Origin of the sequence: Pseudomonas sp. Lz4W (assembly GCF_000346225.2) — a bacterium.
GTDB lineage: Bacteria > Pseudomonadota > Gammaproteobacteria > Pseudomonadales > Pseudomonadaceae > Aquipseudomonas > Aquipseudomonas paraversuta.
The window spans coordinates 4,755,693-4,777,196 of the sequence record NZ_CP017432.1 but is presented as its reverse complement, the minus strand read 5'-3'; the positions used below and the strand labels follow the sequence as shown (position 1 = coordinate 4,777,196).

Below are 21,504 nucleotides of genomic sequence, written 5' to 3'. Positions count from 1 at the left end.
GGCGGGTTTTTCGGTGGTTTCAAAGACTGTGTTGGCTGTCTTTGGAACCTTGTATGGTGCCGGCACCAAGAGTCGAACTCGGGACCTACTGATTACAAGCGAGTAAATAGGTCCTTTCCTGTTATTTCACAAGTTTTCATTTTAGCCATATACACCAGTAGTTGTGGTGCTTTCGTAGCGATTGGTTGTTTTCTAACGTTTCACGCCGTACCCTTGTTTTTCAATGGAAGTGGTCCTTGTAGTGGTCCTGAAAAGCAGAGAGGAAAGGGCAGGCATGAGCACGGCGAAAAACGCGGCGAAGATGGTCACTGATCCACGCTTGCGGGCGTTGAAAGCTGGTGAGAGTGCAACCGACTCAGTGCCGGGCCGAGGTAATGGCGCAGTCCTGTTTGAGTGCAAGCCTTCCGGCGTAGTGGTGGTGGCTTACCGTTATATGCACGATGGAAAGCGCGTCAAAGTGCCGATGGGGCATTACAAGTCTGGCAGTCGTCATGCTGGCTTGACCCTGACGCAGCTTCGAGCAGAAGGACAAAGGCTGGCTAGGCTTGCCGTAGAGCATGGCGACGTGGCTGGCTACCTTGCAAAACAAGAAGCGGAAAAAGAACGCCAACAGATCGAGCGCCAGCGGCTAGATGAGCTTGAAAGTGCTAAAGGTTCACTGGCTGATCTGTTGAATGATTACATAGCCGACCGCAATGGCAAGGCCACCGCTCGAAGCGTGGCGGAGATGCGACGCACACTTGATAAAGATTTGCTTGAGGCGCATCCGGCCATTCTCGCAATGAAAGCCGGCGACATTCGACCGGATCACATCACAACGATGCTTGGCACTATCCACGCCCGGGGCGCTAAGGTGCTATCCGAGCGGGTGCGGGCTTTCCTTGCCGCTGCATTCCGCTATGGGTTGACCGCTGAAAACACCGTTGGCCGCGCCAGTTCAAAAATTTACGGGTTAGAGAGCAATCCCGCCGCCGTGGTGAAGGTCGAGCATGAGTCCAAGGCTGTCGAGCGGGCGCTATCTGATGCAGAACTGCGCCAATTTTGGCAGACCATTGATAAGGCTGAGCGAGTCGGTCCCATCATGGGGCTGTTGTTTCAGTTCGTGGTTGCCACTGGTGGGCAGCGTGTTGCCAACGTCATTGAGGCCGACTGGGCTTGCTACGACATGGATGCCAACACGGCCAAGCTAATGCACCGAAAAGGGCGTGGCGGGGCTGAGCAGGCGCGGATACATCTGGTGCCGCTGAGTGGGCGGGCCTTGGGTATCCTGGAGGCGGTGCGCAAGATCAATGGAGAGCGGGTGCGCCCATGGACAACTCGCCTGGATGGTCGACCGATTACCTTGCCGAGCTTGAAAAACGCCATCAATCGGTGGCTCGAATCGGATCACTCCAAGATTGATGGGGAGCAGATACCGCACTTCACCGCGCGTGACCTGCGCCGCACCTGTACACAGCTGATGCAGAAACATGGGGTTGATGACCGACTATCAGACCTATTGCAAGCGCACGGCGTAGGCGGCGTGGTCGGACAGCACTACAGGAATAATCCGGCATCGTCCTTACCTGAAAAGCGGCGTGCCATTGAGGCGTTCGACCGTTCGCTTGGTAAAGTTTTGGGGGAAGAACAGGATGGGGCACAGGTGGTGCGAATTTATTCCTGATAACCGTTGTTTATCAATGGCTTATGGGCAGTTGAGAACGGTTAACGGCCTTTAAGACGCCTATGAAATGTAGTGTGCTATCATAGACTAACGAAAAAGCCAAGAACAGTTTGTTCTTAGCCCGATCGTTTTAAATGCTAGATGTGGTGAGCGCGAATTCACCACTGAAGGCACCCATAGATATGCCGGGCAGCCCTAAACTTCAAATGGATATTAGCCCGGCCTCTCATTCGAGGCAAGAAGAAATTGACTATTAATTGTACTCCCTCCCCTGACCTAGCCCTGCACTTGCTGAGCAAAAAACAGGTATGCGACATGCTTGGCGTAGCACAAGTGACCGTTTGGCGCTGGGTGCGTGACGGCCATCTGCCGAAGCCGCTGCAACTGGGCCCGCGCCGGATTGCATGGCGCACGAGTGACCTCCAAGCCTTCTTGACTCGCCAGGAGGGCTAACCCATGCAAACCAAAAAACAGCGCTATCTGGCGCTGCCGGCATCCCTTTGCCTGCATTTTGTGAATCTGGAACCGGCTCTGATGTTGCTGATGCTGATGCTGGGGGTGAGCCGATGAATACCCATATCTACATGCCCGACCAATGCACGCTGCCTGGCTTTGAAATTCCCCTAATGCTGCCGATCTTCCCTGCCGAGCGCAGTGTCACGGGCAAGGTGCTGGCTGAGTTAGTGCGTGCATCACCACTGATGGTGCATAAGTTTTCATGCGAAGAGAGAGCAGGAACGGCTCAATCTGATTACCGCAAACGTGTCAGCGAGCTTGAAAAGGATTACGAGTGGCCAATTGTCCGCGAATGGACGACAGTCGAGGATCACACCCATGTGCTGCGTGACTGCAAGCAGTACGCGGTAGACGCCGTGACGATTCGGAACCTTTGCCAACAATGTCCCGAGTTTGCCGCACGAATTGCCGCGATCAAGGGAGGTGCGTCGGTATGACCCCATCCTTTGTTTCTGGTTTCGGCCAATTCCACAGCGACCGCGCCCGGGTTAATCCCCGGCCTTATGTGACGCTCGACTGGCAACAGTTTGGGGACATGTTGAGCAATCCCCCGAGTGTGGCTAAGGAGGCCGCGCAATGGGTGATTTTCTCCGAGCTGGCGACACGGGTTGCTGATGAGCAGCGTTCGGAAGGGCGCTTCCATGCGCTCTGGTCCGATATTGACGACGCGCTAGGCCGCACCATTTTAGAGACTGCACAACTTGCCTGTGACGCCGTAGGAGGTGCTCAACTGGTCTGTTATGCCAGTCGAAGTGCGACCGAGGAAAATCAGAAAGCGCGGATCGTTATTCCGTTAGCCCATCTGATCGGTGGCGCTGACTTCGAGGCGATGCAGAAGGTTCTGAATGATCGTCTAGAAACCGCTGGCCTGATTCCTGATCGTGCGACCGAGCGAGCTAATCAGGTGATGTATCTGCCGAATCGGGGCGCGTTCTACGATCAAGCTCAACTCAAGGGGGCACGCCTAGACGCTAATGTCTTTTTCGCTGCTGACCTGAAGGCTGAGCGTCAACGCATGCAAATCTTGGAGGAGTGCCAGCAAAAAGCCCGTGAGCAATCCAGGCTCAAGGCGGCTGAGCGCATGGCGAGCGGCGGAACTAGTCCTGTTGACGCATTCAACGCGGCGTATGACCTGGAGCTAATGCTTGCAACCTTTGGCTATCGCAAGCGTGGCAATCGCTACCTATCGCCTCTTTCCACGTCCGGCGTGGCTGGCGTTACGATTAAGGATGGCATTCGCTGGGTTAGCACTCATGGCAGTGACGTATCGACAGGTATTGGCAAAGTGTCCGGCTCGCAATGCTCCGGCGACGTGTTCGACCTGTTTGTGTTCTTCGAGCATAGGGGCGACTACAGGGCCGCCGTTAAGGCTGCTGGTGAGATGTTTACCACTGCTGATGGCGTCACTATTACCCAGGCAAACCAACGCGCTCACATGCAAGCACAAGAAGCCACAGTAGCTCCGGTGGACCTAGCGGGCTTTGGGGGGATGGCGACCCCCAGTCCGGTTAAAGAGCCTATGCCGGCTAATGAAGATGTTTTCGATCTTAGCCAATTCGCACTAAACGGGCAATCCGCACAACTGGAGGCAAAAATGCTCGAAGACACTTTCGTTTTAGGGCGTCTTGCCATTCTTGGGCAGGCGACGGCTTTTTACGCAAAGCCGAACAGCGGTAAAACATTATTAGTTCTTTGGTTGCTGATTCGCGCTATTGAGGCGGAAGAAGTAAAACCGAAGGATGTTTTTTATATCAATGCAGATGACAACTTTAGAGGGCTGGTGACAAAGCTGAAATTAGCCGAGCGTTATGGATTTAATCAATTGGCGCCGGATTTTAATGGCTTTAAGTCCGATATGTTTTTGCGCTACCTGCAAAAAATGATTGAGGACGGAACCGCTAGCGGCAAGGTAGTGATTCTCGACACGCTTAAGAAATTTACAGACGTAATGGATAAGACCATTGCGACCGCTTTCGGGAAGGTTATGCGGGCGTTTGTGTCTAATGGTGGCACTGTTATTATGCTTGCACACACTAACAAGCATAGAGGTAGTGACGATAAGCTAGTGGTGTCAGGTACTAGCGATATTGTGGACGATGCCGACTGCGCCTATACGCTGGACGTTATTGAAAGCGATGCACTAAATAATGTGAAGACAGTGATTTTTGAGAATATCAAGGCACGGGGTGATGTTGCCGATTCCGCAACCTATACCTATTCGACGCAAAAAGGCCAGGGCTTTGGTTATGAGGAGTTGCTAGCGTCGGTACAGGAAGTAACACAAGCTGAAGCGGAGGAAGCTCGCAGGCGAGAGCAGGCCGAGGAACTAGTACGCAAGAATGCGGACATTATCGATGCGATTTCCGAAGCCATTGGTGAGGGCGTGACGTTGAAAACTGATCTTATCGATGCCGCAGCCGAGCGCAGTGGGATCAGTAAGGCCAAGGTGGCACGGGCGCTGCGGGATCATACGGGCACCAACTATGCTGCGGGGAATCGCTGGAGCGTAGGCAAGGGGGATAAAAACGCACAACCCTATAGTTTGTTGATGTCATTCAGTGCACCGCCTCGACATGCGACGGGCTGATAAATGTAGGGCCACCTCGGGGTGGATTTTTTGTATCTATATCCCCTCACTCAAAAACATGAAAAGTTTAGGAGTTTAGACAACTAGCAGTGTCGTGAGTACGCATTATGGTCATTTGCTAGCCTGTCTTTGGGTGCTTGTCGGGCATCCTATCTCGCTGAAACCTGCGTGGTTGCTGAGTTTCTTAAACATCTTAATACTTTCTAATTTCTCAAATATCTTTAATGTTCTATGGTTTTCATACCTGTCAGTAGTGGAAGCTCCATCAACCCCCAGCTTGGCTAGATGGCGAAAGGCTGAGCGACACGAGAGGGTTTGGCATCTATATAGAGGATTTGCCTGCTTGCTGGCTATTTGCTACCGTGCTGCATTCACATAAGGAGAAACCATGAGCACTCTGATTCTGATGGCGAAAGACATCATTGCCCTGATGATCCCGGTTATGGCCGCTTTTTTTGGATATTTTGGCTACATATTTGGCGGTGGTATAGGTGCTGGGTTGGCGGGCGCGTCGGGTTTCTTTATCGGCGTGGTCGGCTATGCGGTGTTTCAAGCAACAGCTGCCAAGCAATAGCGCTATCCCCAGTAGCTTGCCGTCCTTGGCTAGCTTCACTATGGATTAGCAGTCAAAGGCTTACGGTTTGGCGAACCGTTCCCGAATGATTGACATTGCCTTAGTGGAGCGCTCCCGAACTTCCAATGGGCCGTTGTAGGAAAAAGCGGTGTGATCCAAAAAACTAAAGAACAGGGCTGTCGCCTTCTTTTGATTCTCAGTGCTTTTTAGAATTTCTGCATATTCCTCAAGGTCCCTAATGCTAGCCCTACCGCTTGTATAGGCCATCACAGTCTCGTGAAATCTATCCTCGTCGAAATTTCCAACCATTGAAAAGCTCCCTTTGTTAATGGTTGAGCAGTCATATCACCCAAACGCTGCCATGACAAGTAGGGCTTCGCGACGGACGCGGCAGCGTCTTATAGGCCACGACGAAGCGCCTTAAATGAAAGCCAAAGTTTCGTTAGCGGATGAATGCGCTGATCTATTTGGAAGCCTGAAAGCTAGACACTAAAACCTGACCGAAATATCGCCTGCTACTACCGTTCTATAGTTTCCAAAAAGTTCGCGCCGTCCTGAGCGGTGTTTTCTATCGCGTATAATTAAATGGCCAGCCACCAATTAACTTAAGCGGAACAACGATATGAACGACGAACTTTTGAAATTGTTAGTGGATGCTATCCAAGCATTCACCAGTGAACTTAAAGCAGTACAGACAACTAACAAGCAAATCCAAAACTCATTGGCGACGATCCTCAACAACACGCTCAAAGTTAACGCGAAGCCAAAGGATGATGAGTTCACAGGCTACAGCTTGAACACTGCCGACCAGGTAACCCCGCATGGCTAAATCAGTTTTCGAGGTTGGCACTGCACAGCCACTCATCCGCGACGTGAAGGGCCGTTTCCAGTCGGGACACCCAGCCCTTAATGGATCTGGTCGGCCAGTCGGATCGAAGTCCCAGACCGCCTTACGCGACCTATTGAACCTTTTGAAGAGCATCCGCAATGAACACGCCTGAATTGATCGAGCTGCACAAGAAACAACTGAGCGAAGCCGAAGCACTGTCTGATGCGTTGGGCATCGAGTGGGAACAGGGCGCTCGTAGTGGCGCGGACGTAACCGAAATCGAGGATCGTATCGATGTAACCGCCCGACTTGTTAAGCGCTTGTCGCTGCGTCTGGAAACCCTGAACGATCAGCTCATCTATGAAGCCGAACAAGATCGTATTAGCCGTGCTGCTGCGCTGCGTGACCAGGTAATTAGCAAGTATCAAACGCTTGCGGCGGACTACAGCAAGATCAAGGCGGCTGCCGACAAACTCACGGCCCAGCTTGAGCGATTCAACCAGCAAGGCATCGAGGTCGCTGAAGTCGATATTCGCCAACTCAAGCAGCTGGGTGGGGTGCCATTGCCGCATGAGGTCGCCAGTATTTTTGTCGGTCATACCTTTGACTCGCTCGCTTTCGATGACGCCTGGCGAACTACCCACCATATGGCTGCTCATGGACTTGAGAGCGCGACATATCTCATTGGCTGATTCCACTCGCCCGATGCTAATCCGGTCGGGCAATACCAGGAGTGCAGGACATTGGTTTCTGAGGATGTAGTCGAGTTTGAAGAAGACGATCAGTCGAGCGATGAGCAGTTGCTTCTCTGGGCAATCGAGGCTGCCGAGGTGATGCCGCCAAGGCGCTGGCTGGCTCGCTGGGGTGGTTTCCTGACTCCGAAGATGTACAGGTGCACCGGTAAGACGAAGCGGCGCTACAACGATTTAGTGAAGGGCATAGCAAAGGCCACGAAGCCAGTGCCAGACCGGGATGCTGTGCCTTATCCGGGAGTGATGTGGGCATAGCTGAAAAATCTAAATGCGTGCCTGTTGCTCAATTCAGTTGTGGGGCCCGTATAGGGAACTCTCACCGTCTCCGCGCTTTCATGGCGTTGATGCAGTTAGATGAGCTTGGCTTTTTCGCGCTCAAATTCTTCCTGAGTGAGCAATCCCTTCTCCCTCAGCTCGGCTAGCCTGAAAAGATCATTCGCTGAGCTTTCTTTCTGTAATTTGCTGGGTTCTTTGACAGGCGTAAAGGCTGAAAGCGACCACACGAGCGCGATGAGCCATCCAAGGAACGTCCAACCAGCTAAAAGGTTTAAGGCTGCTATCGCATTCCCTGAAGGGTGTTCACGCTTGCTCGCTATTAGCAGTGGGATGAAATAGACCGCAACCGCGATTCCAATCATGACTAGCCCGTAAACGAAATCCACACTCGTACCTTTTGATAAATCGAAACATCAATCTTAGCTCGCGGCGTTCGGTTTAGTAAGGCAGGGGGGGTGGTACTTTCGGGAAGTGGTCCCTGTAGTGGTCTAGGTTTGACCCATAAACGAAAAAGGCCCACCGCAAGGTGAGCCTAAGTCGTTGATCTGTATGGTGCCGGCACCAGGAGTCGAACCCGGGACCTACTGATTACAAGTCAGTTGCTCTACCAACTGAGCTATACCGGCGTTATGGGCGACGAGTATACCCGGATGTTTTTAGTTGTAAACCCCTGATAACTGACTATTTTTACGCGCGCGTCAGCGGACCCGAAAAAACGAACTTCCGCACCTGGTGTTTTTCATATCTACACAGGGCTGATGAGGGAGCGCGTCATGACTGAAGTGATCACCGCCAACGATCTGGGCATCAGGTTGCAGGCCAGCGATGAGACCGCCCTGTTCAAATGGTTCGTTGCCAGTTTTTTGATGGGCAAGCGAATACAGGCACCGATTGCCGCCAGGGCTTATCAGGTTCTGGTCGAAGAGCACGGCTGTGACTCGGCCCGCCGTCTGGCGCAGCTTTCCCATCGGGAACTGGTGTCGATTCTCGGTAAGGCACATTACGTGCGTTACGACGAAACTACCGCCACCCGTCTGTCTGCCCTGGCCAGGAAACTGCTCGATGAATATGACGGTAAATTCGCCGCCCTCTGTAGTGCCGGGAAAGATCGCCACACCTTTGAACGTCGCTTGCTGGAATTCGACGGTGTGGGGCCCAAGACTGTGGAAATCTTCATGCGCGATGCCGCTGCGGTGTTGTTTTGAACCGCGTCTTCGTGGGCTGCGCCGGATGGAGCATCGGCCGTGAATACTGGCCACGTTTTGCCCGTGACGGTACGCATTTGCAGCGTTACGCCGGGCGCTTTTCGGCCACGGAAATCAACAGTTCATTTTACCGGCCCCACCGTGCGCAGACTTACCTGCGGTGGGCTGACAGCGTAGGGCCGGACTTCCGATTCTCGGTCAAATTAGCCAAATCGATCACCCATGATCGGCGCTTGCAGAGCTGCGAAGAGGAGCTGGACAGTTTTTTTGCGCAATGCACGCAGTTGGGCGATCGCCTGGGCTGTGTGTTGGTGCAATTACCGCCCGGGTTGATGTATGAACCGCAGATTGCACGGGCGTTTTTCCAGGAGGTGCGCCTTCGGTACAAGGGCTCATTGGTGCTGGAGCCGCGTAACGACTCGTGGCTGGCGGCCGATGAGTTGTTACAGACACTGCATATCGGCCGGGTTGCCGCTGATCCGGCGGTATTAAGCACGGGCTTTCAACCGGGCGGGTGGCCTGGGGTGCAATATTGGCGCCTGCATGGCTCGCCGCGCATTTATCACAGTGAATATGGCGTAGCCCGACTCAGGGCGCTGGCAGAACAGGTGCTCATGGGCGCAGCGTCTACGACCGAGTACTGGTTCATTTTCGATAACACGGCCAGCGGTTTCGCCATCAACGACGCGCTGACCTTTCAAGCACTCATGGGCAACGCCGGGAACCCCAGCTCAAACAACGTTCCCTGAGCGTCGCTGCGTACCCGCACCTGTCCGTGATGCAACAGCATGATCGAGCGCACGATCGCCAGCCCCAGCCCGCCGCTGTCACCGGGTTCTGCACGGGAGGGATCGACGCGGTAAAACCGGTCGAACAGTCTGTCCAGATGTTGCGGGTCGATGGGCGGGCCCTGGTTATGTACGCCAACCCAGCAATATTGGGCGTCATCACGGCGTTGCAAGGTGATGGTTGTCCCGGCTTCGGCATGGCGCACGGCATTGGCCAGCAAGTTACCCAGGGCCCGTTGCAGCAACTGCTGGTCGACGTTCAGCACCCCTGTCAGTGAGTTGTTCAGCTGTAACTGACGGTCTTCTGCCAAGGCCTCAAAGTAATCGCACAACTCCTCGCCCACGGTCTGCAAGTCCAGGGTTTGCAGTTGCAGGGGCCGTTGACCGTGATCGGCACGGGCCAGGAAAATCAGGTTTTCGACCATGCGGTTCAGCCGTTCGTACTCTTCGATATTCGACGCCAGCAGTTCCTGATACTCGTCCGGGCTGCGTGGCTGGTTCAGTGCCAGGCTGTTACTGCCCAGCAAGTTGTGCAGCGGCGTGCGAATTTCGTGGGCCAGGTCGGCAGAGAACTGTGACAGTCGGCCAAAGCTGTCTTCGAGGCGAACCAGCATTGCGTTAAGTGCCTGTACGGGCTCTTTCAGCTCTGCCGGAACATTGTCGGCGGGCATGCGTTGATCGAGGCTGCGGGGGGTGATGTCGCGCATGGCCTGCGCCAGTTCACGCAGAGGCACCAGACCGCGTCGCAACAGCAGCAAGCCAAGGCCGAAGGCGAGTACTGCGCCAAAGCCTACCGCCATGTACAGACGCCCCCGGTAGCTGGCGAGCATTTGCTCACGCTCTTGCAGGCGTTTGCCGACGGTGACAATCAAGCGCTCGTCACCCGGGCCTTGTGCCACCCCTGTGAGCAAGGCGATGTTATCCACAGTCTGGATGTCAGACCGTAGCGGCGACGAATCCTGAGCAATGGGTGTCAGTTCGGGCAGTGCTTGCTGATGCGGATTGATGGCGATGACCCGACCCCCATCGCTACGTTTGACCAGCAACACACTGTCCAGATTGCCTAGCATGTTTTGATACAGGCGCGGACGCTCCTGCAGGGCTTCGAGGCTGTCGCTGTCGTGCAGCAGGGCCCGGACCTGCTCGAGACGACCGAGCAGTGCCTGATCGTCGCGAAAGGTCAGCTCCGAGGCCAGCGAGCGATACAGAAACACTCCGATCACACTCAGCACCAGAGCGCAGGTCAAGGCAATCGCCAGGGCCAGACGCCAGGCGATGGATCTATTCATCCGGGGCTTCGAGCTGGTAGCCGACACCGCGTACGGTGTGGATAAGTTTTGGCATGTACGGGTCGTCGACCTTGGAGCGCAGGCGGCGTACGGCGACTTCAACCATGTTGGTGTCACTGTCGAAGTTGAGGTTCCAGACCTGGGAGGCGATCAAGGTGCGCGATAACACTTCACCCTGGCGGCTGGCCAGCAGGTGCAGCAATGCGAACTCCTTGTTGGTCAGGCTGATGCGTTGACCGCCACGGCTGACGCGCCGGCGCAGAACATCGATTTCGAGGTCGGAAATGGTGTAAGACTCGGCCTCGCGCAACGGCCCGCGACGCAGCAGGGTGCGCACCCGGGCCAGTAATTCGGCAAAGGCGAAGGGTTTGAGCAAGTAATCGTCGGCCCCCAGTTCCAGGCCGCGAACCCGGTCTTCGATGGCGTCCTTGGCGGTCAGAAACAGTACCGGGGTGGCGCCACGCTGACGGATCAACTGCAGCAGTTGCCAGCCGTTGAGCCCCGGCAGCATCACGTCCAGGATGATCAGGTCGTATTCCTGCTGCTCAACAAAATAGCGTCCGTCCAGCCCGTTCAGCGCCACATCTACCGCAAAGCCTGACTCGCCCAGGCCTTTGGCCAGGAAATCGGCCGTCTTGGCTTCATCTTCAACCAGTAACAAACGCATCGCACACCTCGATCAATCGTCTGCACAGGCTAGGCGTCTTCTGTGGCGTTGCCTATTACAAACTTGTAATGCAACTGACGGGGTTTTGACGGAGCTCTCTGGCTAAGGTGTCGGCACTCGTTAAGGAGCTTGCCGATGATGCTGAAAACTTTGCTGTTATGGACTGCGATGGGCGTTGCCGGTGCGGCCCAGGCTGCGCCAAACCTGGCGCGTCATGCTGATCTGGACCTGGCCACCGCCCGCCAGCTGGCCGATGCCACGCTCCAGCACTGCTCCGGTGCGCTGAGCGTGCTGGATCGCGGTGGCAACGTACTGACGGCCATGCGCCCCGAGGCGGTAGGCCCGCACAACCTGCTGGCCAGCCAGCGTAAAGCCTTTACCGCGCTGTCGAGCAAAACCCCGACCCGTCTGTTTGCCGAGCGTGCGCGCAGCAATCCCGAAGCTGCGAACCTCAACTCCATTGCTGAATTGTTGCTGCTGGGCGGTGGTGTGCCGCTGTTTGCAGACGGTGAGCTGGTGGGCGCGCTGGGTGTGGCGGGGGCCGGTGGTGCGGAGCAGGACGAGGCCTGCGCAATCAAGGCCGCCGAACAGATTGGCCTGACGACTCAACGCTGAGTTGAGTGTTTATTAACCATTGAGGAAGACCGATGAAAGCTTTGCGAATCACTTTGACGGCCTTGAGCCTGAGTGCAATATCGAGCCTGGCACTGGCGGCTGGCAACCCTTTGAGCGTGCATGTGCTCAACCTTGAAAACGGCCTGCCTTCGCCAGGGGTTAACGTAACCCTGGAAAAACACGTTGGCCAGAACTGGCAGCCGCTGGCACAGGGTGTGACCAACGAACAGGGGCGCATCGGCGAGTTGTTCCCGGAGAAACAGGCAATGGAAGCGGGTCAGTACCGGGTGGTTTTCAAAACCGGCGAGTACTTCAAAAAAGCGGGGCGGGATACTTTCTTTCCGGAAATTCCGGTGATTTTCGAAGTGAAAAATGCGGATCAGCACTATCACATTCCGTTGCTGCTGAGCCCTTACGGGTTCTCGACCTATCGCGGATCGTAAACCGCAGCCAATCATTGTGGGAGGGGGCTCCCACAAGTTATCCACAGCGCTGGGCCAGCAACATCAGATTGCGCGGGGTCAGGTGGCTGTCGCAGAACTCCCCAAGCTGCACCTCATAGCCGCGCTCACTCAGGTACAAGGCCCGATCCAGCACCAGCCACAGTTCCATCGGGCGGCGGAACAGCCCGCGTACCAGCTCCAGATTGCGCACCTGTGCCAGCCGTTTCCAGCCTGCTGCCTGAAGTGCAGGCCAGTCTTCTTCGCCGCTTGTGGATAAGTTCTTCAGCTGCGCCAGGTCTTGGCAGTATTGAGCGAAAGGCTTATTGAGCCAGGTGCCGGGCAGCGAGGGTGTGGATAAGTACTGGTCGCACTGACGGTGCTGGCGTTGCCACAGGTCGAAGCTCAGGCGTCGCGCCATTGACTCATCGCGCTGGCGCCGCACCCGGCTGCCGGCGGTCACGGTTTCGCTCATCGGCAAGCTCAGGTCCTGCAGTGACAGGCGCAGGGTCGAGGTGCGGGCCGCTGTGGATAACGGCTGATAGTGGGTGGCGCTGATACGGTTGTAGCAGCAGGGCGAGATCGCCAGTTGCGCACAACCCGCGGCGCTGGCCAGTTGCAGCAGGCGCACATGCAGATCACCACAGGCATGCAGGGCGACGGGGGTCATGTCGGCCCGCAGGTGTAATTCGACGTCAGGGGCGAGGACGTCCTGTTGTACGTGCCGGGCCGGCAAGTGGTGACGCTGGCTCAGTGCATGACCTGCGTCGATCAGGGCCGGGTCGTATTCCAGACACGTCAGCTGCTGCTCACCGGTTAACAACCGGCGTCCCAAATGGCCTTTGCCCGCGCACCAGTCCAGCCAGTGAACGGGGGCCTGCCTGAAGTCAAGGCTTTGGGCGAAGGCTTCTATTTGCTGCCATTTGCGGCCCGGGACGTCCACTTGCAAGCGCTGGGGGGCCGGTGCCAGGGCTTGCCCGGGCAGGCGCTCGACGCTGCCGAGGGCGAGGGATGTGGCGGCCAGTTGCGGGAACGGCGCGGGGGCAGACAGGTATTGGGGCTGGTTGTGACTGGCTTCGGCGTCTTGCAGGGAGCGCCCGCGCAGCCACCGGGCCAATTCGGGATGTTGCGCTTCCCACGGCATATTCAGTTCGGTGAATGGCCGTGGGCGCCACAGGTGCTGGTGGTCGCGCAAAAACCTGTCCAGTGCCTCGAAGCGGGCGAGCAGGGGCTCGCCCTTGTGATTAACGCCCCTGGCAGGCATCGACGCGCAACCAGCGCTCCAGCAATTTGAAGCCCTGAATCAACACAAACGACATCACCAGATAGATCACACCGGCTATCAGGAACATGTCCACCGTCTGGTAGGTGCGGGAAATGATGGTGCGGGTCATGCCGGTCAGTTCCAGCAGGGTCACGGTGCTCGCCAGCGAGCTGGCCTTGAGCATCAGTATCACTTCGTTGCTGTAGGCCGGCAGGCCGATACGCGCAGCACGGGGCAGCACGATATGCACCAGGGTCTTGAAGCGCGACATGCCCAGGGCGCGCGCGGCTTCGATTTCACCCGGCGGGATGGCCTGGATTGCACCGCGCAGGATCTCGGCGATGTACGCCGCGGTGTGCAGGGTCATGGTGATCACCGCACACCAGAACGGGCTGCGCAGGTACGGCCACAACACGCTTTCACGCACTACATCGAACTGCGACAGGCCGTAATAGACCAGAAACAGCTGGATCAGCAGCGGCGTGCCACGGAAGAAAAAGATGTAGGCATAGGGCAGCGAACGCACGTACCACAGGCTGGATGAGCGGGCGATACCCAGTGGAATGGCGACAATCAGACCGGCGATGACCGAAAGGGCAGTCAGCTCCAGTGTCAGGGTTGCGCCCTGAATCAGCTTGGGCAGCCACTTGATGAAGAGTTCCAGGAGCATTACGTTCTCCTCACAAAGCCGCGCGCCGCGCGTTTTTCAAGCACATGCATGGTGCCCATGGCCAGTACGGTCAGGCCCAGGTACATCACGGCAGCCACCATGTAGAAGGTGAACGGGTGTTTGGCGAAGGTCACGGCGTTCTGTGCCTGACGCATGATTTCTTCCAGACCGATGACCGATACCAGCGCGGTGTCTTTCATCAGGATCATGAACAGGTTGCCCAGGCCGGGCAGGGCGATACGCCACATTTGCGGCAGCACCAGCTTGCTGAAAATCCGCGGCCTCGACAGGCCCAGCGCCAGGCCCGCTTCGCGGTGACCTTTGGGGATGGCCAGAATGGCACCGCGGAAAACCTCAGTGGCGTAAGCGCCAAAGCACAGTCCCAGAGCCAGCACACCCGCCGCGAAGGCACTGAGGGTGAGGTCGGGCATGCCGATGAATTCGCCGAGGGCACGTACGGCATTCACGCTGCCGAAGTAAATCAGCAAGACCCACAGCAGCTCCGGAACGCCGCGCACCAGAGTCGAATACGCGCCGCCCAGCCATCGCAATGGTTTGTAGGACGAAGTTTTGGCCAGTGCACCGAGCAACCCGAGCACCAGGCCCAGACACAGCGCAGTGAGTGCCAGTTTGACGGTCATCAGCGCGCCAGCGGCAAGCGCCGGGCCGAATCCGTATAAGTCGATAGTCATAAATTAGGCAGGCTTTGCTAGGGACCGGCGCAGCCTTGCGGCGCGCCGGTCAGGCAGGTCATTCAATGCTGAATGGGAAATACTTGTCGTTGATCTTTTTGTAGGTGCCGTCTTCTTTGATTTCTTTGAGCGCGAGGTTCAACTTGGTACGCAAGTCGCTTTCGCCTTTACGCAAAGCAATGCCGACCTTGTCGTCTTCGTTGATCGGGTTGCCCTTGAACTCATAGTCCTTGCCCGCCGGATCATCCTTCAACCAGCCATAGATGGCGTACTTGTCAGCCAGCAGTGCGTCTACACGGCCCGAGGACAAGTCGAGATAGGCGTTTTCCTGGGTATCGTACAAGGCGATGTCCCCACCCACGTTATCTTCCAGCCACGTTGCGGCCTGGGTTGAGCGCTGGGTGCCCAGTTTTTTGCTTTTCAGCGATTCAATGTCGGTTTTGAAATCGACACCTTTCTTGGCCACGAACTGCTGTTTGTTGGAGTAGTACGGGTCTGTGAAGTCGACAGCCTGTTTGCGGTCGTCAGTGATCGACAGGGAAGAGACAATAAAGTCGTACTTCTTGGCGTTCAGTGCGGGAATGATGCCGTCCCAATCCGAGGTCACAACTTCGCACTCGGCTTTCATCTTGGCGCACAGGGCCATGGCAATGTCGTAGTCAAAACCGACCACTTGCCCGCTGGCGTTCTTGTTGTTGAACGGAGGGTAGGCCCCTTCGATCCCCACTTTGTACTTATCAACAGCCAGGGCATTGGCACTGAATACCAGGCTGGCGGCAGCGGCCAGGAGAAGCTTTTTATAGTTTTGCATTCGTGTTGCTCCGTTAGCGGTTGCTGGACATGAATTGTTTACAGCGCGCTGAAACCGGGTTGTCGAACACCTGTTCTGGCGACCCTTGCTCTTCGATCAGGCCCTGGTGCAAAAACACGACTTGCGAAGACACCTGACGGGCAAAGCCCATTTCGTGGGTGACCAGCAGCATGGTGCGACCTTCTTCGGCGAGCGCGCGGATAACACTAAGTACTTCCTGGACCATTTCCGGGTCAAGTGCCGATGTGGGTTCATCGAACAGGATTACTTTGGGCTGCATGGCCAATGTGCGGGCAATTGCGGCACGTTGTTGCTGGCCGCCGGACAATTCTGACGGATAGGCATGGCGTTTTTCGGCGATGCCGACCTTGGCCAGCAACGCTTCGGCAACTTCGATTGCCTCAGCCTTGCTCTGGCCCAGGACACGACGGGGAGCCTCGATAATGTTGTCGAGGATGGTCATGTGCGGCCATAGATTAAAGTTTTGAAATACAAAACCCAATTCACTGCGCATGCGATTGATCTGCTTGCCGTCGGCTGCGACCAGTTCGCCATTTTTGGCTTTCTTGAGCTTGAGTTCTTCGCCTGCGACCAGGATCTGGCCCTCATGGGGGTTTTCCAGCAGGTTGATGCAGCGCAGCAGGGTCGACTTGCCGGAGCCGGAAGAACCCAGGATCGAGATCACGTCACCGTCGCGTGCGGTCAGCGAGATACCTTTAAGTACCTCAAGCTCGCCGTAGCGTTTATGCAAGTTGCGGATTTCAAGCGCGGGCGTGGCCAAAGCCATGTGCGTTCCTCATTGTGTTCGGGAGCGATCCTGCTGTGTGGCGGCCAAGCTAGCATAGGGCCACAAAGGCAACCAGCTGCTCTAAAGGAACAAAAGGCGAGAGGGTGGCCGTTTGTCGCATCCCGACAGCAGACTGTCGCGCGGACAACAACCGACCCTGTAATTTGCCGCTCGGCCAGACAGGTGTCGCTTAAAAAAGGTCGCGATGTTGCCAGCTTTGGCCCTGTGTTGGAAGCGTGAACCTACTAAAGGGCACAGATGCGCACCGCTTTTGGGCCATACGGGCAGTTTTGAGTATTTTTGGTGCGTTTTGGTGCTTGTGACTGAGTGTTACGGTAACGCTTTGGCAAAAAGCCATTACTCTCAACGGGTTGCAACGCCAGAGATGAATCGATGCAGCCCGCGCAAACCGTGCACTTGTCACATTTTGGCTCATTTATTGCGTAAATAATTCTAAACGCCCCGTTGGTTACTTTTTACGAGAAGGTAAGCAGGCGCGGCGCTCGGAATGGCTTTCACTGCAAAGGTAGTCCCAATGAGCAATACGCAAACTCCTAACGGCCTGGAGCAAGGGCTCAAACCACGGCATGTGACCATGCTGTCGATTGCCGGGGTCATCGGTGCCGGTCTGTTTGTCGGCTCCGGACACGCGATTGCACAGGCGGGTCCTGCAGTGCTGCTGGCATACGCCGCAGCGGGTACGCTGGTGGTGCTGGTGATGCGCATGCTGGCCGAAATGGCCGTCGCATCCCCTGACACCGGTTCGTTCTCCACCTACGCCGACCGTGCCATCGGGCATTGGGCCGGCTTCACCATTGGCTGGCTGTACTGGTGGTTCTGGGTGCTGGTCATCCCGCTGGAAGCCGTCGCCGCCGGCACCATCCTGCATGCGTGGTTCCCCGGTACGGAGATCTGGGTATTTACCCTGGTCATCACTCTGTTGCTGACCGCGACCAACCTGTTCAGCGTCAAGAACTACGGCGAATTCGAGTTCTGGTTTGCGCTGGTTAAAGTGCTGGCGATTATCGGCTTCATCATTTTGGGGCTAATGGCGATTTTCGGCCTGCTGCCAAACAGTCAGGTCAGCGGCGTTTCGCATCTGGTGGACAATATGGGCTTTATGCCCAACGGCATGGGCGCTGTGCTGGCCGCCATGCTGACCACCATGTTCTCGTTCATGGGCACGGAAATCGTGACCATCGCGGCGGCTGAATCCAAAGACCCGAGCAAGCAGATCACCAAGGCCACCAACTCGGTGATCTGGCGTATCGGCTTGTTCTACCTGGTGTCGATCTTCATCGTTGTGGCACTGGTGCCGTGGAACGATCCGGGCCTGGCCCAGTTCGGCTCCTATCAGACCGTGCTTGATCGCATGGGCATTCCGAATGCCAAGCTGATCGTCGATATCGTGGTTCTGATCGCAGTTACCAGCTGCCTGAACTCGGCCCTCTACACCTCGTCGCGCATGCTCTACTCCCTGAGCAAACGCGGTGATGCGCCGGCGGCTGCCAAGCGTACCAACGCCAGCGGCACCCCTTACTGGGCGGTGATGATGTCTACCGGTGCAGCCTTCCTGGCCGTGTTTGCCAACTATGTCGCACCGGCAGCCGTGTTCGAGTTCCTGCTGGCCAGCTCCGGCGCCATTGCGCTGCTGGTGTACCTGGTGATTGCCATCTCGCAACTGCGCATGCGTCAGAAGCGTACGGCGCAGGGTGAGACCATCTCCTTCAAAATGTGGCTGTTCCCGGGCCTGACCTGGGCGGTCATCGTGTTTATCGTCGCCATCCTGACCATCATGCTGTTCCAGGAAGCGCATCGAGTTGAAATCATGGCCACCGGTTTGCTGAGCATTCTGGTGGTAGTGGCGGGCCTGTTGGTGGCACGTCGCCGACGTCTCGAGAAGTTGGGGGCACCCGTACTGAACTGACGCCAGGACGGCGTTCCACCTTCAGTACAGCGGGCCGCCATCCCTCAGGATGGCGGCCTTTTTTGTGGGCGCAAGCAGGTGAATTGCTTACCGCTGATCGTTATCTGGCGGATTTTTCCCACTCAGTGGGAATCAAGTTTCAGCTAATGGGAAACTCCGTGCACCATGCCCGCAAGAGCATGAGGCCGATATGAACTACAACACGCCCACTGATCGTTTGCTGCAGATCCTCGTCACCCTGGGGCAATCCGGCGAGGCGATCTCCGCCAAAGAACTGTCCGAGCAGCTGTCACAGCCGCTCAGCAGCACCTATCGACACCTCAAGACCCTGTTGCGCTGGGGCCTGGCCGAAGAAAACGGTCAGGGCCGCTATTTGCCGGGGCCTGCCTGTTTGCAGCTGGCCAAGAAGTTCGATCGCGAAGCCGTGCTGGTGACGCTGGCCAAGGCTGAACTCAAGCGCCTGGCCGAACAGAGCCAGGAAAGCGTGGCATTGATGGTGCCGAGTAATGGCCAGGCGATTTGCATCGAGCTGGTCGACAGCCCGCAACCGCTGCGCTGCTGTTACCAGAAAGGGCTGGCCCAGCCGCTGTTGGTCGGTGCTTCGGCACGGGTGTTACTGGCGTACATGGATGAGGCACAAAGCCTGCCGATTCTTCAGGCGCAGGGCATCGAAAGTGAAGAAATCGCCACTTATCAGCGCAATTTTGCCGAGATTCGCGCGACCGGCTATGCCGTGAGCCTGAGTGAAATTGACGACGGCATCTGGGGCGTCAGTGCGCCGGTGGTCGACAGCCGCAATCGCCTGCTGGGTGCTATCAGCCTCATGGCCCCGGCCATCCGGGCACAACACCGCAGTGAACGCCTGATCCGCTGGACCCAGGATGTAGCGCTGCGCCTGAGCGCCCGGCTCGACTGAATTTGACTGGAGTTTCAAGCATGACCATGGTTCCCGAGATGCAGGTGTGGACAGGCCGCGTAGACGCTGCCGAAGGGCAGGGCGCACTGCGCTGGCATCAATGGGTCAAGCCCTTTGCCCGGAGCCAGCCTGCGGGCGCGGCACTGATCGGACTGGCCTGCGATGAAGGGGTCAAGCGCAATCAAGGCCGCACCGGTGCCCGCCTGGGGCCGCCGGCCTTGCGCAAGGCCCTGGCCAATCTGGCCTGGCACGGCCAGACACCGCTGTATGACGCGGGCGATGTGGGCTGTACCGACAGCGACCTTGAAGGCGCACAGCAGATCTACGCCTCCCACGTCAGCTTCCTGCTCGACCAGGGGCACTTGCCGTTGGGGTTGGGTGGCGGCCATGAAATCGCTTTTGCCAGCTTCAGCGGTCTGGCCGATCACTTGCGTCAGCGCAGTCCGCAGGCGCGGATCGGGGTTCTGAACTTCGATGCCCACTTTGATTTGCGGCATGCCGGGCAAAGCAGCTCGGGCACTCCTTTCCGGCAGATTGCCGAGTATTGCCAGCGTGCCGACATGCCCTTTACCTACTGTTGCCTGGGCGTCAGCCAGCTGAATAACACCGCTGCGCTGTTTGAACAGGCCGAGCAACTGAAGGTGCGTTACCGCCTCGACCGGCAGATGAACAGCTGGGACATCTCTGCCTGCGAAGCCCTGATCGACGAATTTTTGCAAGAGGTCGACCACCTCTACATGACCATCTGTCTTGACGTTTTGCCCGCCAGCCAGGCGCCCGGGGTCAGCGCGCCGTCTGCCCATGGGGTGGACATGCAGATCGTCGAGCATCTGGTACGCCATGCCAAAGCCAGCGGCAAATTGCGCATGGCCGACATTGCCGAGCTCAATCCGAGCCTGGACACCGATAACCGAACCGCCCGTATCGGCGCGCGTCTGCTCGCCAGCCTGATTGATTGAGTTTTTCCGTATATCCCTGAAACCGCTTGTTGAATCATAAGAAAAAGAGAAATTCGCCATGCTGACATTCGAACTGGATGCGTTGAGCACCCTTGCTCTCGCGCTGCTCCTGCTGGGCCTGGGTGCCCAATTGAAAAAACGCAGCTACTGGCTGCGCCAACTCTGTGTTCCGGCACCGGTGATTGGCGGCTTTGGTTTTGCCTTGGTGATCTGGCTGTTACGTGATCGGCAACTGCTCGACCTGACCCTCGATACCAGCCTGCAAACGCCGTTGATGGTGGCGTTTTTCACCACCGTCGGCCTGGGGGGAAGCCTGGGGCTGCTGCGCAAGGGCGGCAAGTTGCTGTTTATCTACCTGGGTGCGTGCTGGGGCCTGGCCCTGGTGCAAAACGTGGTGGGTGTCAGTGTGGCCAAGCTGCTGGGTATCGACCCGTTGCTGGGGATCATGGCCGGTGCGGTGTCGCTGGAAGGTGGTTTCGGTGCCGCGGCCGCGTTCGGCCCGATTGCCGAGAACCTCGGTGCGGTAGGCGCGACCACTGCCGCTCTGGCGGCAGCGACCTTCGGCATGGTGGCCGGCGGTTTGCTGGGCAGTCCGCTGGCACGCTGGTTGATCGAGCGCAACAAATTGACGGTCAAGGCGGAGGAAGTGGGCAACCTCAAGGCTTTCGAAGAAGTGGTCCACACCCCTCCGGCGGCTCTGGATGCTGCGACCTTGCTGCGGTTGCTGACCTGCATCGTGGTGATCATGGTCCTGGGCTTCTGGCTGGGCGGCAGCTTGCAGCAGCATTTGGGCATCGTACTGCCGAGCTATGTGGGCGCGATGTTCGTGGCCATCATTCTGCGCAATATCAATGACCGCACCCAGGCTGTAGAGATGCCCGATCATGCCGTGAGCACCATTGGCGACGTGAGCCTGGGCATGTTCCTGACCATGGCCATGATGAGTCTCAAGTTCTGGGAACTGGAGAAGCTGGGGTTGCCGCTGCTGGTGATCCTGGTGGTGCAAGTGGTGATCATGATCCTGCTCTGCGTGTTCGTCCTGTTCCGCCTGTTTGGCCGCAACTACGACGCTGCAGTCCTGTGTGCAGGCTTCATGGGGCACGGTCTGGGAGCGACACCCAATGCCGTGGCCAACATGGGTGCCATCTGTGACCACTACAAAGTGTTCTCCTACAAGGCCTTCATCATCGTGCCGTTATGCGGCGCAGTGCTGATCGACATTGTGGCCATCCCCATGATCACCTGGTTTATCAACGCGTTCAGCTAAGGTCAGGTGA

23 protein-coding genes and 1 tRNA gene are annotated in these 21,504 nt (G+C 57.0%); 15 read left to right on the top strand and 9 right to left on the bottom strand.

Features of this window, described 5'->3' with window-relative positions:
• Window positions 1–274 precede the first annotated feature (274 nt).
• The 7 genes from B195_RS21755 to B195_RS21720 all read left to right on the top strand — a co-directional run bounded on the left by B195_RS21755 (window position 275) and on the right by B195_RS21720 (window position 6,861).
• Entirely contained in the window at window positions 275–1,663 is a 1,389-nt protein-coding gene (locus B195_RS21755; protein WP_003438456.1) for a tyrosine-type recombinase/integrase, read from the top strand.
• 246 nt (window positions 1,664–1,909) lie between these two features.
• Complete coding sequence (locus B195_RS23290; protein ID WP_369826297.1) at window positions 1,910–2,116, top strand: helix-turn-helix transcriptional regulator; 207 nt, start codon at window positions 1,910–1,912, stop codon at window positions 2,114–2,116.
• Between the two features lie 113 nt (window positions 2,117–2,229).
• Window positions 2,230–2,616, top strand: a complete 387-nt coding sequence (locus B195_RS21745) for a hypothetical protein (RefSeq protein ID WP_003438458.1) — start codon at window positions 2,230–2,232, stop codon at window positions 2,614–2,616.
• Window positions 2,613–4,766: an AAA family ATPase gene (locus tag B195_RS21740; protein ID WP_003438459.1), complete on the top strand. Its 2,154-nt coding sequence runs from the start codon at window positions 2,613–2,615 to the stop codon at window positions 4,764–4,766. The genes B195_RS21745 and B195_RS21740 overlap by 4 nt, the downstream gene beginning before the upstream one ends.
• 388 nt (window positions 4,767–5,154) lie before the next feature.
• Entirely contained in the window at window positions 5,155–5,340 is a 186-nt protein-coding gene (locus tag B195_RS21735; protein WP_003438460.1) for a hypothetical protein, read from the top strand.
• 622 nt (window positions 5,341–5,962) lie between these two features.
• A complete protein-coding gene (locus B195_RS21725) occupies window positions 5,963–6,169 on the top strand; it encodes a hypothetical protein (protein WP_003438462.1) in 207 nt (68 codons plus the stop codon).
• A gap of 158 nt (window positions 6,170–6,327) precedes the next feature.
• Window positions 6,328–6,861 (top strand): hypothetical protein, encoded by a 534-nt coding sequence (locus B195_RS21720; protein ID WP_003438478.1) that lies wholly within the window; start codon window positions 6,328–6,330, stop codon window positions 6,859–6,861.
• A gap of 410 nt (window positions 6,862–7,271) precedes the next feature.
• Here B195_RS21720 and B195_RS21710 read toward each other — a convergent pair whose 3' ends face one another.
• Both B195_RS21710 and B195_RS21705 read right to left on the bottom strand, forming a co-directional pair.
• Window positions 7,272–7,583, bottom strand: coding sequence for a superinfection immunity protein (locus tag B195_RS21710; RefSeq protein WP_003438485.1), 312 nt, complete (start codon window positions 7,581–7,583; stop codon window positions 7,272–7,274).
• Between the two features lie 164 nt (window positions 7,584–7,747).
• Window positions 7,748–7,823 (bottom strand) — tRNA-Thr (locus B195_RS21705).
• Window positions 7,824–7,970: 147 nt separating this feature from the next.
• Here B195_RS21705 and B195_RS21700 point away from each other — a divergent pair.
• Window positions 7,971–8,402 (top strand): hypothetical protein, encoded by a 432-nt coding sequence (locus tag B195_RS21700; RefSeq protein ID WP_003438488.1) that lies wholly within the window; start codon window positions 7,971–7,973, stop codon window positions 8,400–8,402.
• Entirely contained in the window at window positions 8,399–9,151 is a 753-nt protein-coding gene (locus tag B195_RS21695; protein ID WP_238143947.1) for a DUF72 domain-containing protein, read from the top strand. The genes B195_RS21700 and B195_RS21695 overlap by 4 nt, the downstream gene beginning before the upstream one ends.
• Here B195_RS21695 and B195_RS21690 read toward each other — a convergent pair.
• Window positions 9,100–10,479: a heavy metal sensor histidine kinase gene (locus tag B195_RS21690; RefSeq protein ID WP_003438498.1), complete on the bottom strand. Its 1,380-nt coding sequence runs from the start codon at window positions 10,477–10,479 to the stop codon at window positions 9,100–9,102. The two genes, B195_RS21695 and B195_RS21690, sit on opposite strands and share 52 nt — an antisense overlap.
• Window positions 10,472–11,146 (bottom strand): heavy metal response regulator transcription factor, encoded by a 675-nt coding sequence (locus tag B195_RS21685; protein WP_003438502.1) that lies wholly within the window; start codon window positions 11,144–11,146, stop codon window positions 10,472–10,474. The genes B195_RS21690 and B195_RS21685 overlap by 8 nt, the downstream gene beginning before the upstream one ends.
• A gap of 135 nt (window positions 11,147–11,281) precedes the next feature.
• On the opposite strand from B195_RS21685, the gene B195_RS21680 reads away from it, so the two are divergent.
• Entirely contained in the window at window positions 11,282–11,761 is a 480-nt protein-coding gene (locus B195_RS21680; RefSeq protein WP_003438506.1) for a heme-binding protein, read from the top strand.
• A gap of 32 nt (window positions 11,762–11,793) precedes the next feature.
• Window positions 11,794–12,204 carry a hydroxyisourate hydrolase gene (uraH, locus tag B195_RS21675; protein WP_003438508.1) on the top strand — a complete coding sequence of 137 codons (411 nt, stop codon included), beginning with the start codon at window positions 11,794–11,796 and terminating at the stop codon, window positions 12,202–12,204.
• 37 nt (window positions 12,205–12,241) lie between these two features.
• Here uraH and B195_RS21670 read toward each other — a convergent pair whose 3' ends face one another.
• The 5 genes from B195_RS21670 to B195_RS21650 are packed head-to-tail and all read right to left on the bottom strand — an operon-like array spanning window position 12,242 to window position 16,425.
• Window positions 12,242–13,465: a methyltransferase gene (locus B195_RS21670; protein ID WP_003438511.1), complete on the bottom strand. Its 1,224-nt coding sequence runs from the start codon at window positions 13,463–13,465 to the stop codon at window positions 12,242–12,244.
• Complete coding sequence (locus tag B195_RS21665) at window positions 13,446–14,135, bottom strand: ABC transporter permease (RefSeq protein ID WP_003438518.1); 690 nt, start codon at window positions 14,133–14,135, stop codon at window positions 13,446–13,448. Before B195_RS21665 ends, B195_RS21670 begins: the two co-directional genes overlap by 20 nt.
• Window positions 14,135–14,827, bottom strand: a complete 693-nt coding sequence (locus tag B195_RS21660; protein ID WP_003438519.1) for an ABC transporter permease — start codon at window positions 14,825–14,827, stop codon at window positions 14,135–14,137. Before B195_RS21660 ends, B195_RS21665 begins: the two co-directional genes overlap by 1 nt.
• A 58-nt stretch (window positions 14,828–14,885) precedes the next feature.
• Window positions 14,886–15,638 (bottom strand): transporter substrate-binding domain-containing protein, encoded by a 753-nt coding sequence (locus tag B195_RS21655; RefSeq protein ID WP_003438520.1) that lies wholly within the window; start codon window positions 15,636–15,638, stop codon window positions 14,886–14,888.
• Window positions 15,639–15,651: 13 nt separating this feature from the next.
• Window positions 15,652–16,425 carry an ABC transporter ATP-binding protein gene (locus tag B195_RS21650; protein WP_003438521.1) on the bottom strand — a complete coding sequence of 258 codons (774 nt, stop codon included), beginning with the start codon at window positions 16,423–16,425 and terminating at the stop codon, window positions 15,652–15,654.
• Window positions 16,426–16,960: 535 nt separating this feature from the next.
• On the opposite strand from B195_RS21650, the gene gabP reads away from it, so the two are divergent.
• The 4 genes from gabP (at window position 16,961) to gltS (ending at window position 21,494) form a co-directional block, all read left to right on the top strand.
• Window positions 16,961–18,352, top strand: a complete 1,392-nt coding sequence (gabP, locus tag B195_RS21645; protein ID WP_003438522.1) for a GABA permease — start codon at window positions 16,961–16,963, stop codon at window positions 18,350–18,352.
• 190 nt (window positions 18,353–18,542) lie between these two features.
• Window positions 18,543–19,268: an IclR family transcriptional regulator gene (locus B195_RS21640; protein ID WP_003438523.1), complete on the top strand. Its 726-nt coding sequence runs from the start codon at window positions 18,543–18,545 to the stop codon at window positions 19,266–19,268.
• 20 nt (window positions 19,269–19,288) lie between these two features.
• The gene (gene hutG, locus B195_RS21635; protein ID WP_003438526.1) at window positions 19,289–20,227 is read left to right on the top strand and encodes a formimidoylglutamase; all 939 of its coding nucleotides are present in this window, start codon (window positions 19,289–19,291) and stop codon (window positions 20,225–20,227) included.
• A 58-nt stretch (window positions 20,228–20,285) separates the two neighbouring features.
• A complete protein-coding gene (gene gltS, locus B195_RS21630) occupies window positions 20,286–21,494 on the top strand; it encodes a sodium/glutamate symporter (RefSeq protein ID WP_003438528.1) in 1,209 nt (402 codons plus the stop codon).
• Window positions 21,495–21,504 lie beyond the last annotated feature (10 nt).